The following is a 12,183-nucleotide window of genomic DNA, read 5'->3' on the forward strand; positions in this document are numbered from 1 at the left end:
ATGGCCTTAAATACTGTTTTTACGTGATAAATATTTATTTTGTCGCGTGATAATTAATTAGATTATACAGCTAGAGTTTTAAGGACTATATCTGTTATTCTACTCTTTCTAATGTTACAACTACTTTTGTAACATTTAACTGACTTTCCAATGAGTTTTTTAATGAGCCCAATAAATAAGACCAAGTCTAGCGCTAAAACCACAATTCAAGATGTGGCTAAAATTGCTGGTGTTTCAAAAATGACGGTTTCTCGAGTATTAAATAATGATGAAAAAGTCAGTGATAAAACACGTGCAAAAGTGCAGCAAGCAGCAGATCAACTCAACTATCGGCCTAACATTTCAGCTAGACGTTTAGCGAGTTCGAAATCTTATTTTATTGGCTTACTCTACGAAAACCCCAGTGAAGGTGGCTATGTGAGTCAATTCATGATGTCGGCATTAAAAAGCTGCCGCCAACGTGGTTATCACTTAGTTGTTGATGAGTGTGAAGGTACTCAGGCTGAGAAGCTTAAAATCACCCGTGATTTAGTCGAAGAAACACGAGTCGATGGGGTTATTTTATTGCCGCCTTTTTGTAATAACATCGACATTCTTAATGAGCTCAAACTGTTAAATATCCCATACGTTAGAGTATCACCCGATGTCGAGTTAACCTTATCTCCCTTTGTGTGTATGGACGATTATCAAGCCGCTTATGAGATGACCAATTTGTTGATTGATAAAGGTCATAAGGATATAGGTTTTATTATCGGTCACCCTGACGTGGGAGCCAGTCGTCTGCGCTATCAAGGGTTTTTAGATGCTATGCGTTCAAAAAAACTCAACATACCGCCAGAGTTTATTGAGCAGGGTATGTTCAGTTATAAATCAGCGCTTGGGGCTGCTAAAACCTTATTGACCCAAGACAATAGACCAAGTGCGATATTTGCAAGTAATGATGATATGGCCGCTGCTGTGGTATCTGTGGCTAATTCGTTAGGCTTAAATGTACCTAAAGATTTAAGTGTCGTTGGTTATGATGATACCCCTTTAGCCACCACAATTTGGCCACATATCACCACGGTTAAGCAGCCCATTAACGCCATGGCTGAAACCGCTATCGCATTACTGACATCAGGACAAATGGATAAGTTAGCCGGTGATAACCTTTCAAATTTACGTCATGTTTTAGACTTTGAATTAAAAGAGCGTGATTCGACGACTGAATTTACTTAAGTTTCTTTCTTGAGCGTTAACTGAATGAGCTATGCGCTAAAAATCTAGCTCTTGACTATCTAGTGTTGAAAATCTAGCTGCTAATTATCTAACATCTAGTTTAGCCATTTTCTGCTGCCTTAATCCATTCTAATCTCGCTTGTAAAATGATTATTTTGCAAGCTAGCTCCTATATCTTAAAGCTTCATGTCGCTGTTTTTTCTGCATAATTTAACCGTTAATTTTTTGTAATTTGTTATTACAACGCCCACAAGTTTCACTATAGGTACCTTTCTTATGATGAATCTCTCGGATTACATCTTGATGTAATGAGCTGTGAGGGAGACCAAAGTTTAGCGGTTAAATTTCCAATTTTTGAAAATAGGTTGGCAGTAAAGCAATCACAAATATACTTACGAGCTGATGTGCATTATGGGCAATTAATCTTTAAATACTCGTTAGATGGTCAGCAGTGGCAAACATTATCTGAATTAGATTATCGGTTTATTTCAGACGAGGCGGGTAAAGGTGAGGGCGCTAATTTTACTGGCGCGTTTGTGGGTGTGTGTGCTCAAGATATGACGGGCAGCAATATAAATGCTGAATTTAGTTATTTTGATTATAATGAAAGGCACGACTGAGTAAATATCATCAATTGTCCATTAAATAAGTCATAGCGTACGAGTTAAAGGCACCATGTATTATTGGTGCCTTTTTAGTTTTGCTTGATCCCCAAAGGACATTGTCAATTGAGAAAGTCGTTATACAATCTGTAGAAGCGTGGTGATAGATGCTCATATGAAGTTTAATACGAATCTAACTCCCATTAATGATATGTCCGTAGAAAATAACAAGCAAAATGAAAATATTTTCGAGTTATGTTGATATGCTCAATAGAATGGTTATGCAGCAAACTTTTTAGATAGATCGAAAGTATAGGTATTTTCAATGGGCATATTTTATATAAATTAGGTTTACCCCCAAGTAAACCTAAAAATTATATAAAGTAATGCGATTATAAGATTGGACAATTAAATCAGCCAATAAAAATAGTTAGAGTATCAATTTGTATTGAACTTGAGTCTTTTAGTATGAAGATTTTACTATTTAATTTTGGTTCTAGATTAATTATTTTTGTTTGAGTGAAACCATGATTTCAAGTACTTCTTGGTAAGAAATACGATACTCTCTAGACAGCTGTATTACCTTAGATTTGTAGGTTTGAACTTGCTCTTGCTTCTTTAAGGCTGATTTTTTTTGCTCAACCATTTCTGATACGACTTCATTTAAAATGTTTAAACGACGTAAACTGTAATCAAGAGAATCAAGATAAGTTTTCATTTGCAGTTTGTTACGGGCACTTTCGAGACTTTTTGTTGTTCTGTTTTCGAAATCTAATTCATCAAAGGCGTTAATTACATTTTGTAAATTAATATCAGTCATATGGATAACTACTTAGGATTATGAGTAAATGAATGCTATTTAGCATGGGTACTCTCTATCTTCCATGAATAGTAACAGAGCATTATTGTTAGTTTATTCAGATTAATGATTTGTTTCAATAGAGCATGACGTTTATATTAAACATTAATTTATTTACTTTAGTACAGGATGTGCAAAATGCTAGATTTATTACCTGATTTATTTGACCACTATGGTTCTGAATTAACCTTGATACCCGCCAATTGGCAAAGTTACGGCGCCAAACGGATATTTTATGGTGAAGTGGTTACGGTTAAGTGTTTTGAAGATAACTCTAAAGTGAAGTCAACGTTAGCAACCGCTGGTAAAGGTAAAGTGTTAGTGGTTGATGGCGGCGGCGTGTGTCGGCGTGCTTTACTAGGTGACATGATTGCAGAGTCGGCGGCCAATAATGAATGGGAAGGTATCATCATTTTTGGTGCGGTAAGAGATGTGGGCACATTGTCCACCATTGGTATTGGTGTGCAGGCGCTAAGTGCTAATCCCATTAAAACAGAAAAAAAAGATGTTGGCCTAGTGAATATAAATATCGAGATTGCCGGCGTCTTAGTAAAACCTGCCATGATGATCTATGCCGATGAAAATGGCATAGCCGTTACTGAAAAGCCTTTAGATTTAGCGGTATTAAGCTAAACTTAGATAAATTAATTTATTTTTACATTAAAAATCAATTTGCTTACAAGGATGCAAACATGAAGGCACTTAAATGGCTATTAGCTATAGTCGCTAGCGTAATCTTATTGCTGGTGATTTATTTAACGGTATTTTTTGATCCAAATAGTTTTAAACCACAAATTGTCGATGCCGTTAAAAAGCAAACTGGTCGTGACTTTGTCATAAGCCAAGATCTCAGTTGGAGCTTTTTTCCGACACTTGGGATTAACCTCGGTGGCATTTCACTATCAAACCCTGAGAACTTTTCTCCAACGACATTAGTTGAAGTAAACCAAGCGGTCGCCAGTGTGGCATTAATGCCGCTTTTAAGCCAAGAAGTGGAAATTGCGCAATTATCCCTTGATGGTTTGACTATGAATATCGTCACTAAAAAAGACGGTTCAACCAGTTTTGATGGTTTAGGTGGTGCACAAGCCCCTGAAACCACCACCGCGTCAGAGCCTGCATCATCAGGTAATAAACTTGAATTTCAAAGTTTACAAATCGGCGGCGTGTCTATTACTAATACCACCATCAACGTAATTGATGAAGCGGCAGATACCCAACAAATATTTAGTTTAAACAGTTTAACTCTTGGTGAATTTTCATTAGGAAGCGCTGCAGATTTTGCATATGAATTTACGGCGCAAATGCCTGATATGATGCTGGCAAGTTCTGGCAAGGGTCAATTAACCATTAGTAAAGATTTGACTCAGGTTATTATGGCAGACTTAACCATTAATACTGATGTGACCGGCGAGGCTATCCCTAATAAAAGTGTTAGCAGTCAGCTAATCAGCGACATTAATGTCGCTTTAGATGCCAAAACATTAGATGTTGCTATAAAACAATTAACTGCGATGGACATTAGTGCGAGCGGTGATGTTTCCGTAAATTACGGCGCCACAATCCCTAAAATCAACCTGCAATTAGATGTCGGGGATATTGATGTTGATAAATTACTGCCGCCATCAGAGACTGAAGCTAAAGCAGAAGAAACTGAGCAAGTTGCCGCGAGCAAGCCTGCTGTAGAGCCTGATTTGTCCGCATTAAAAACCATAGATTTAACCTTAGGCATGACGGTTAAATCAATCAAGGTCGCAAATCTACTCACTCAAAACTGGGTAATGAAAGCTAAAGTCAAAGATGGCGTCGCCGATTTAACTCAGTTTTCTGCCAATTTATATGAAGGTAGTATGAAAGCCACAGCACAGCTCGATGGTCGTCAATCAGTACCGAGTTATCGCTTTGATGAAACATTAACAGGTGTGCAATTTAGACCACTGCTGAAAGATGCTGCGGATATTGATTTAATTTCAGGGGCGGCTAATTTTAAAATTTCTGGTTCTGGTAAAAGCTTAATTCCAGATAACTTAAAGAAAAACCTACTGGCACAGGGTAATTTTGAAATTGCCGATGGGTCGTTATACGGAGTGAATATCCCACAAATGATCCGTAGTGCTCAAGATAAGTTAAAAGGGGATTTATCTGCTAATAATACTGAAGAACTTAAAACTGACTTTACTAGTTTAACCGGTAGTTTTAGTTTGAAAAATGCTGTTGCGACTAACCCTGATTTAGCAATGGCGTCGCCACTCATTCGCCTTAGCGGTAATGGCAGTGCCAACATTGATAATGAAACCGTGGACTATAAGCTAACGACGTCAGTGGTGGGCTCTTTAGCGGGTCAGGGGGGCGAAGATGCCTTAGCTGGCGTGGATATTCCCCTTACCATAACCGGCAGCATGAAAGATCCTAAATTTGGTATCGATACCAGTGCATTACTAGATTCTAAAATTAAAGACGAAACCGATAAGCTTAAAGGTAAGTTATTTAAGAAATTAGGTTTTTAATGAGGCGATTAAGCCTTATCTGGGCTTAGTCAGCGGCTATTTTTATCATATGTAAAAATACCCAAGGCATCATTTTTATCACAGCTTTAGTTGTTTTATTGCTTTAAACTTGGTGTAGATTGGGTGATTACATCAAGTTTAAAAATCGCTTTATAATAAAAAACGGCAAGGATCACCTTGCCGTTTTTTGTTTTAAATCGCGAAATACTTACTGCGAAATCCCTAAGACGTTAGCTTATAGATTCACTATGCATTGACTTTGGTGACATCGACAATCAATCTTAACATCTGTCCTGGCTGAATGTACTTACTGTTTTGAAGTCTATTCCACTCGATCAAATCATTGACTGAAACGTTGAATTTACTGGCAATTCTAGCCAATGAATCCCCAGAGCGAACTTTGTAATTAACGGTTCTTTCTGCATTGTTTTTGCTACTTGATACTGCGCCAATCTTTAATTGTTTACCAATGCTTAAAGTGCCGTTTTTAGGTAGACGATTCCAGCGAATTAAATCATCAACACTGACATTATTTTTTCTGGCAATGACCCATAATGAATCACCAGATTTAACCGTGTAAGTTTTAGCCTTAACTGAGCTTGGTTTTGCTTGTGCTAATAACTGTTCAGTTGTGAGGGTTGAGCCTTCAGCTGGAACTGGAATAATAAGGTACTTTCCGGCTCTAATATTATTATTTTTCAAGCCATTACTTGAACGAATAAAAGAAGCCGAAGTATCAAAACGTTTCGCAATATGGCTTACGGTATCGCCAGATTTAATTTGGTATCTATGCCAGTTTAATTTTGATTTAGGATCAAGGCTTGCAAGTTTTTGTTCAAACTGCGGCGCTTTATCAAATGGCACCACCAATGTATTAGGGCCATCTGGTGATGTTGCCCAGCGATCTAAACCTGGGTTTAATGCTTTTAATTCATTAACCGGCATATTGGCTAAATCCGCCGCAAGTTTAAGGTCAATCTGGCTTTGGGTATCAACCACGGCAATATGCGGTTCATTGCTGATTGGGGTGAGTTTGATGCCATATTTGTCAGCATTTTGTACCACATCTGATAATGCAATCAGTTGCGGTACGTAGCGTTGAGTTTCTCTTGGTAATGATAGCGCCCAAAATTCAGTGCTTTTACCCGCAGCTTTGTTGCGTCTAACAGCATTGTTTACCCGACCTTCACCAGTGTTATAGGCAGCAATTGCGTATAACCAGTTTTGTCCGGTTCTATCGTATAAGTACTCTAAGAAGTCCAGTGCTGCAGTGGTTGATGCGGGAACATCACGTCTGCCGTCATACCACCAATCACTTTTAACACCAAAGTAATTAGAAATAGGTGTGGTTAATTGCCATAAACCTGAGGCTGCACTGGCCGAATAGGCCGCTGGGTCAAATGAGCTTTCAACAATAGGCAATAAGGCTAGCTCAATCGGCAGATTACGTTTTTCTAATTCTTCGACAATATAATGTAAATACGGCTCTGCACGTTGAGAGACAATTTCTAGATGTCTTGGGTTCGCTAAATACCAGTCTCGATATTGATTCACCAGTTTTACATCATCAATTGGCATGGTGAGCTGCAAACGGATCCGTTGCCAAACATCGGTAATTTCCACTGGTGCTGCAACTTCTTCTACAACTTTTTCTTGCTTAATTGGCTGAGGAACAACAATCGGTGAAGGCTCGACTTTTGTTGGAGTGGCAGTTTGGCACGCGGTTAGAAATGCCAAGCTTCCAACAAAAAGGTATAAAGGTTTATGCATCTAAAAAAAATCCTAAATCTTGCAAAGCTGGCAGATCAAAGGCGTCTACCAAATGTGTTTGGTCAAAATTGAGGCGGCATTGTAGTGTAAAATGGCTTTAATGTCTTTGCTAAGTTAGCAACTGACGCCGCGCTCAAAGGCTTAAAAGTTATTTTTCCATTCTCTGAGTAAAGTAAACGTCTGTAGTGCTGTTGGTTTTTCAACTTGAAACTTAGCAGCGATGACTTGTTTTATTTCTTTACTGTTAGTTCTTAAAAATGGGTTTATGGCTAATTCTGTTGCGATTGTAGTTGGAATTGTAGCCATATTGTTATTACGAGATAAGGTAACTGACTGACTGTATTGCTGCAACGCTTTATTGTTAGGTTCTGCTTGTAACGCAAATTTAAGATTAGCTGCGGTATATTCATGGGCGCAGTAAACTTGGGTGTTAGGTGGCAAGTCAGCAAGTTTTGCTAACGAGTTTGCCATTTGTTCAGCTGTGCCTTCAAATAGTCTACCGCAGCCACCACTGAATAAGGTATCGCCACAAAATAGTGCGCCACTGCTATTTGCATCACTAGCGTTTGAGTCACTGTTGGTGTTAGTTAACGGCTGATAAAAATAAGCAATATGACCTGAAGTATGACCGGGCACGCTAATGACACTTAAAGCGTTATCAAGCCCATTAAGCGTTAGTAAAGCTTCACCTTTAATAGGATAAGTTATACCGGCAATGTGTTCAGTTTCAGGGCCATAAACCTCGAGCTTATTATTAAAAGCTTGCTGTAATTGCGCAATGCCACCAGTGTGATCTGCATGATGGTGAGTGATCAGTATCCCCGCCAGTTCTAATGGCGAGCCCTTGAGGTAATCGAGCACACTTTGGCCACAGCCTGGGTCTACAACATAGGCTTGATTGCTATTTTTTTGATGTATAAGCCAAATGTAGTTGTCATTAAACGCTGAAATACCGATGACTGAAAGCATGATTAAATCCATAAGTGAAATCTTACCGCTAGGTTAACGGATTATATGTAAAAGGCCAATAGAGGGAATATGCTTGGGCTGCACTAGTCTTGCATACTGTTACATTTACAACAAACAACAGGCTGAAGTGACTAAATAAGCTTATGTAAAGGCGCTAATTAACAATAAATTTAAAACTTTATTCGTCCCTTTTTTAAATGATAACGACCATGGGAAAAATGCTAACGACAAAGAGCTAGAAGTCGTTATACTCAACCTAGGGCTTTTGAAATTAAGGGAGTATCAGGTTAATGTCGATAAATCAAAAACCACAATCATGGCAAGAGTTACCCTGTGGTGATGAGATTCAATTGGCCCTAGAACAAAAGTTAACTGATTGGTGGCCGAGGATTTTTGGTTACCATTTATTAAAGCTAGGTGCGCTTAGCGCTCAAGTGTCTAGTTTACATTGCAATATTGCGCGGCATTTTTCGATTCATGATGCCCAAGGCGCATCCATTCAAGCCGATCCCCATCATTTACCCCTACAAACTAGCACCATGGATGCCGTGCTGATGAGCTTTTTGATGGAATTTGAACATGACCCATATCGTTTATTACGGGAAGTTGACCGAGTAATGATTTCCGGCGGCTATATTTTTGTTTGTGGTTTTAACCCGGTCAGTACTGCCTTTATGGGCAAGCTTCTACCTAAATATCAAACTCAATTACCTTGGTGTGGTCAGTTTTTTATGCCTGCAAGGGTAAAGGATTGGTTAGGTTTATTAGGGTATCAAATCCTGCAGGATGAACGATTTATTTATCACCCTTTGCTTGGACAAATGAACCAAGGTCGCTGGTGGCAAAACCGATTAGAAAAGTGGTTACCAGGCGTTGGCAGTGTCTATTTGATTGTGGCCAGAAAAATGGAGTCGCCATTAACGCCCATCAGGGAAAAGCGAAAAGCACGTACTCGTCAATGGGCAACAGCGCCGACAGCAGGCAGAGCAGGTCACAGCAAACACTCTAAAGTGCTCTCAAAATAAGTTACAGCGTATAGCCAATAATGTATTGGCTATACGACAGATTTGGGCTTTTGACTTTAGGCTTTTGTTTCAGGCAGATAATTAACATCAGCTTGCTGAGGTTTAGCTTCGGCGGCTTGTCTGGCTAAATCATCACAGCGTTCATTTTCAATATGACCAGCATGTCCCTTAACCCAGCGCCAATCAATTTGATGTAGTTGACTAGCTTTATCTAACCTTTTCCATAAATCGACATTTTTAACTGGGGTTTTAGTTGAAGTTATCCAACCTTTTTTCTTCCAACCATGGATCCATTGGGTGATCCCTTGACGCATATATTGACTATCACTGGTTAAGATGATTTTGCACGGCTCATATAGCGCTTCTAACGCCACTATAGGCGCTAACAACTCCATCCGATTATTGGTCGTCAGCTTAAATCCATCAGACATTTCTTTGGTATGCTGCTTATATTTCATTACAATACCGTATCCGCCGGGACCAGGGTTACCCAGACATGAGCCATCAGTAAAGATATTGATAAGTTTTAGTTCTGACATCAAATTGTTACCATATACACAGCAATAAACATTTCGGCAATTATACCTAAATTATTATCAATTAATTGAGTTACCTATGAATATTATTTCAGGCGCCAGTCGCCAAATCATTTTAGATACTGAAACAACCGGTATGAATCAGGCAGGCGGCCCCGTTTATATTGGCCATAGAATTATCGAAATTGGTTGTGTTGAAGTGATTGACCGTAAACTAACCGGTCGTACTTATCATCAATATATCAATCCAGGTCAGTTAATTGATCCAGAAGCCATTGAAGTACATGGTATTACTGATGAGCGAGTTGCTAAAGAACCGCGGTTTCATCAAATCGCACAAGAGTTTATCGACTTTATTGCCGGTGCTGAAATTGTCGCACATAACGCACCGTTTGATATCAGTTTTATGGATCATGAATTTAGTCAGCTTAGGCCCCAAGGCCCCAAGTCAGCAGATATCTGTGCCATTCTCGATTCGCTAGACATTGCAAAATACCTGCATCCTGGTCAAAAAAATAATCTAGATGCACTCAGTAAACGTTACGGTATCGATACCTCTAGGCGTACCTATCACGGCGCACTATTGGATGCTGAAATCCTTGCTGATGTTTACTTAGTGATGACAGGTGGACAAATTGGCTTTAATTTATCAAATGAAAAAGTGGGTCAAGAAGGTGGCGGCATACAATTAATTGATCAAAATGAGTTTAATCTTAAAGTGATCCAAGCAACGGCCGATGAATTAGTATCACACGATGAAAGACTTGATTTAGTAAAAAAATCAGGGAAATGCCTCTGGAGAGGTGAAGCATAAAAGTGAGCTTAATGAAATCATACTGTCTGGCGGTTATTTTTATCTTAGTTGCTACCGTTACGCCACAATTGGCAACCGCGGTGCCTTATACCCAAGCAAGTGAGTTACAGAATAGATTTCGTATTGATCATATGGTCGATGAAGTGACCTTATTGGTGCAAAGAACCTATGGCTCTGCGCCAGTGATAATCGTGTTGCCTGACGGTTCCAAATGGTATTCCGAAAGGCACCCTGATAATGTCAATTGGGTCGATGGCTTAACTGGCGATATGATTAAAATCAACAATCCGATGCCCGGTCCTTGGCAATTAATCGGCAGTTTAGCCCCTAATTCCACTATCCAAAAAGTATCGCAACTTGAAATTGACGTTGAGCATATCCCGCAGCCTCTATTTCAAGGTGAACGCTTAAAAGTCACTGCTAAGTTACTTGGTGACGGCTTAACGGTTCGTCTACCTGGGCTTGATTACATGCTTGAATGGACGGTTAAATTTGCCAGCCATCATAAAAATACCGAAGCCAACTTTACTACCGGCACTGTCACAGTTGGTTCTTACAGAGATAATGGTGAAGGTTTGGATGAGACCCCCGATGATGGGGTGTTTACGGGCAAACATAATTTAAACCAACCTTGGGGAAGCTACACCTTAAGTGTTGTCGCGCGAAATAATGTATTTGAGCGTGAAATTAGCTACCCAATTTATTTATCAGAAATTCCCATTCAAGTTGAAGTAATTGAACCCGCCGATAAATTAACCGGCGTTTGGCAGATTCAAATAAATGTTGATGATGAAATACTCAAACTTGAGCAAACCCACATTCAATTCGATATCGTAGGCCCAGCAGGGCTTAAGTTACCAATTGTTGTTAATGAGCTCACTGAATCACCAGCTTTAGTCGCGATACCACAAGTGACCGATTTTGGCAGTTATAGAATCAAAGGCAGCGTTGCCTCAACCAGTATTGCAGGGCGTGAGTTAATACTGGATTTACCGGAATTGTTTTTCAATTTAATTGAACCGCCTCAACCTCCACCCAGCGCTGAAGAGTTAGCCGCAAGAGCTGCGCAGCTAGCAGCGCAAGAAGAGCAAGCTGCAAAAGATAAGGCTATCGTGTGGATTGCATCGATTAATGGCGTGCTGTTAATCATAGGAGGGGTAGGGTTAATTTTTTGGCGTAAGAAACTTGCGTTAAATAAAGCACTGGCAACAACCAAATTAAGACTTGAACAAGAAGCTGCGAAAAAAGGTGATATCACCGCTTCTATTGATGATTTTGATTTAACCATGCCAGATGAAAAATAATTGTTTGTTGCTAATTATTATGAGCTTAGATTGAGTTGATCTCTTTTTAGTCAAAAAGTTTATAACTTAATCGCTGCTGTATATTTTTTAGCTAAACGGATAAAAACTTAAAAAAAACTGTTGACGGTTTTTGATGACGACCTTATTATTCGTGCAACTTAAGTGGAGCGGTAGTTCAGTTGGTTAGAATACCGGCCTGTCACGCCGGGGGTCGCGGGTTCGAGTCCCGTCCGCTCCGCCAGTTAAGTTACTTAAATTTTGTTTATCTGTATTACAGGTGACACAGTTTAGGAGCGGTAGTTCAGTTGGTTAGAATACCGGCCTGTCACGCCGGGGGTCGCGGGTTCGAGTCCCGTCCGCTCCGCCAAACAGATTAGCCCTTGTCATAAGACAAGGGCTTTTTTGTGCCTAAAATTTATGATGATGTGCTTATTTTAATGAATTAGTAATTGAATTGGCTAATTGAATTGGCTAAATGAATACGTCGAATTAAAGCGCAGTTGGTTACTTTTTATTAGTGATCCCAACCTGTCACGCCGGGGGTCGCGGGTTCGAGTCCCGTCCGCTCCGCCAAACAGA

At 39.6% G+C, this 12,183-nt stretch carries 11 protein-coding genes and 2 tRNA genes; 9 read left to right on the top strand and 4 right to left on the bottom strand.

Features of this window, described 5'->3' with window-relative positions:
* The first annotated feature begins 162 nt into the window (after window positions 1-162).
* Both BM739_RS00770 and BM739_RS00775 read left to right on the top strand, forming a co-directional pair.
* Entirely contained in the window at window positions 163-1,218 is a 1,056-nt protein-coding gene (locus tag BM739_RS00770) for a LacI family DNA-binding transcriptional regulator (RefSeq protein WP_076536316.1), read from the top strand.
* 230 nt (window positions 1,219-1,448) lie between these two features.
* The gene (locus tag BM739_RS00775; RefSeq protein ID WP_175609478.1) at window positions 1,449-1,838 is read left to right on the top strand and encodes a hypothetical protein; all 390 of its coding nucleotides are present in this window, start codon (window positions 1,449-1,451) and stop codon (window positions 1,836-1,838) included.
* A 487-nt stretch (window positions 1,839-2,325) separates the two neighbouring features.
* Here BM739_RS00775 and BM739_RS00780 read toward each other — a convergent pair whose 3' ends face one another.
* Window positions 2,326-2,640: a hypothetical protein gene (locus tag BM739_RS00780; protein ID WP_076536320.1), complete on the bottom strand. Its 315-nt coding sequence runs from the start codon at window positions 2,638-2,640 to the stop codon at window positions 2,326-2,328.
* 177 nt (window positions 2,641-2,817) lie between these two features.
* Between BM739_RS00780 and BM739_RS00785 the strand changes: the two genes are divergently transcribed.
* Together BM739_RS00785 and BM739_RS00790 are read left to right on the top strand one after the other, a co-directional pair.
* On the top strand, window positions 2,818-3,312 hold the full coding sequence (locus BM739_RS00785; protein ID WP_076536322.1) for a putative 4-hydroxy-4-methyl-2-oxoglutarate aldolase: 495 nt from the start codon (window positions 2,818-2,820) through the stop codon (window positions 3,310-3,312).
* A gap of 59 nt (window positions 3,313-3,371) precedes the next feature.
* A complete protein-coding gene (locus BM739_RS00790) occupies window positions 3,372-5,186 on the top strand; it encodes an AsmA family protein (RefSeq protein WP_076536324.1) in 1,815 nt (604 codons plus the stop codon).
* 246 nt (window positions 5,187-5,432) lie between these two features.
* Here the strand turns inward: BM739_RS00790 and BM739_RS00795 are convergent, their stop codons facing one another.
* Window positions 5,433-6,956: a LysM peptidoglycan-binding domain-containing protein gene (locus tag BM739_RS00795; RefSeq protein ID WP_076536326.1), complete on the bottom strand. Its 1,524-nt coding sequence runs from the start codon at window positions 6,954-6,956 to the stop codon at window positions 5,433-5,435.
* A gap of 141 nt (window positions 6,957-7,097) precedes the next feature.
* A complete protein-coding gene (gene gloB, locus BM739_RS00800; protein WP_076536755.1) occupies window positions 7,098-7,925 on the bottom strand; it encodes a hydroxyacylglutathione hydrolase in 828 nt (275 codons plus the stop codon).
* Between the two features lie 290 nt (window positions 7,926-8,215).
* Here gloB and BM739_RS00805 point away from each other — a divergent pair, with 290 nt between their 5' ends.
* Window positions 8,216-8,950, top strand: coding sequence for a class I SAM-dependent methyltransferase (locus BM739_RS00805; protein ID WP_076536328.1), 735 nt, complete (start codon window positions 8,216-8,218; stop codon window positions 8,948-8,950).
* A 56-nt stretch (window positions 8,951-9,006) separates the two neighbouring features.
* On the opposite strand, the gene rnhA is transcribed toward BM739_RS00805, so the two are convergent.
* The gene (gene rnhA, locus BM739_RS00810) at window positions 9,007-9,489 is read right to left on the bottom strand and encodes a ribonuclease HI (protein WP_076536330.1); all 483 of its coding nucleotides are present in this window, start codon (window positions 9,487-9,489) and stop codon (window positions 9,007-9,009) included.
* A 76-nt stretch (window positions 9,490-9,565) separates the two neighbouring features.
* On the opposite strand from rnhA, the gene dnaQ reads away from it, so the two are divergent.
* The 4 genes from dnaQ (at window position 9,566) to BM739_RS00830 (ending at window position 11,971) form a co-directional block, all read left to right on the top strand.
* Window positions 9,566-10,300, top strand: coding sequence for a DNA polymerase III subunit epsilon (dnaQ, locus tag BM739_RS00815; RefSeq protein ID WP_076536333.1), 735 nt, complete (start codon window positions 9,566-9,568; stop codon window positions 10,298-10,300).
* A gap of 11 nt (window positions 10,301-10,311) precedes the next feature.
* On the top strand, window positions 10,312-11,604 hold the full coding sequence (locus tag BM739_RS00820) for a TIGR03503 family protein (RefSeq protein ID WP_076536335.1): 1,293 nt from the start codon (window positions 10,312-10,314) through the stop codon (window positions 11,602-11,604).
* A gap of 164 nt (window positions 11,605-11,768) precedes the next feature.
* Window positions 11,769-11,845: transfer RNA gene (locus BM739_RS00825), tRNA-Asp, on the top strand.
* Between the two features lie 49 nt (window positions 11,846-11,894).
* Window positions 11,895-11,971: transfer RNA gene (locus tag BM739_RS00830), tRNA-Asp, on the top strand.
* The last annotated feature ends 212 nt before the right edge of the window (window positions 11,972-12,183 follow it).

It is taken from the genome of Shewanella sp. UCD-KL21, from assembly GCF_001957135.1.
In the GTDB taxonomy this organism is placed as follows: domain Bacteria; phylum Pseudomonadota; class Gammaproteobacteria; order Enterobacterales; family Shewanellaceae; genus Shewanella.

What these genes read in the sequence shown, in the direction of transcription:
- BM739_RS00785 (WP_076536322.1), top strand. Translation starts at nt 2,818, where the DNA reads ATGCTAGATTTATTACCTGATTTATTTGACCACTATGGTTCTGAATTA.
- BM739_RS00770 (WP_076536316.1), top strand. Translation starts at nt 163, where the DNA reads ATGAGCCCAATAAATAAGACCAAGTCTAGCGCTAAAACCACAATTCAA.
- dnaQ (WP_076536333.1), top strand. Translation starts at nt 9,566, where the DNA reads ATGAATATTATTTCAGGCGCCAGTCGCCAAATCATTTTAGATACTGAA.
- BM739_RS00805 (WP_076536328.1), top strand. Translation starts at nt 8,216, where the DNA reads ATGTCGATAAATCAAAAACCACAATCATGGCAAGAGTTACCCTGTGGT.
- rnhA (WP_076536330.1), bottom strand. Translation starts at nt 9,489, where the DNA reads ATGTCAGAACTAAAACTTATCAATATCTTTACTGATGGCTCATGTCTG.
- BM739_RS00790 (WP_076536324.1), top strand. Translation starts at nt 3,372, where the DNA reads ATGAAGGCACTTAAATGGCTATTAGCTATAGTCGCTAGCGTAATCTTA.
- gloB (WP_076536755.1), bottom strand. Translation starts at nt 7,925, where the DNA reads ATGCTTTCAGTCATCGGTATTTCAGCGTTTAATGACAACTACATTTGG.
- BM739_RS00780 (WP_076536320.1), bottom strand. Translation starts at nt 2,640, where the DNA reads ATGACTGATATTAATTTACAAAATGTAATTAACGCCTTTGATGAATTA.
- BM739_RS00795 (WP_076536326.1), bottom strand. Translation starts at nt 6,956, where the DNA reads ATGCATAAACCTTTATACCTTTTTGTTGGAAGCTTGGCATTTCTAACC.
- BM739_RS00820 (WP_076536335.1), top strand. Translation starts at nt 10,312, where the DNA reads ATGAAATCATACTGTCTGGCGGTTATTTTTATCTTAGTTGCTACCGTT.